Raw genomic sequence first — 251 nt, 5'->3', positions numbered from 1 at the left:
GGGCCTATAGCTCAGTTGGTTAGAGCGCACGCCTGATAAGCGTGAGGTCGGCTGTTCGAGTCAGCCTAGGCCCACCATATAATTCCCCAGTATGGGGCTGTAGCTCAGTTGGGAGAGCGCCTGCCTTGCAAGCAGGAGGTCATCGGTTCGATCCCGTTCAGCTCCACCAAAAAAGTTTTAAAAAAGTACTTGAAAGTGAATAAGAAGATATGCTACATTGTTCTTCGTCACTTTTGAGAAATAGTCAAATC

2 tRNA genes are annotated in these 251 nt (G+C 47.8%); both read left to right on the top strand.

Annotation, left to right across the window (positions count from 1 at the left end):
- A tRNA-Ile gene (locus tag HPY27_RS29915) sits at positions 1 to 77 on the top strand.
- 16 nt (positions 78 to 93) lie between these two features.
- Positions 94 to 169 (top strand) — tRNA-Ala (locus HPY27_RS29910).
- The last annotated feature ends 82 nt before the right edge of the window (positions 170 to 251 follow it).

It is taken from the genome of Brevibacillus sp. HB1.1, from assembly GCF_013332445.1.
GTDB lineage: Bacteria > Bacillota > Bacilli > Brevibacillales > Brevibacillaceae > Brevibacillus > Brevibacillus porteri.
The sequence above is the reverse complement of the archived record's forward strand: the minus strand, read 5'-3'. Positions and strand labels throughout refer to the sequence as shown.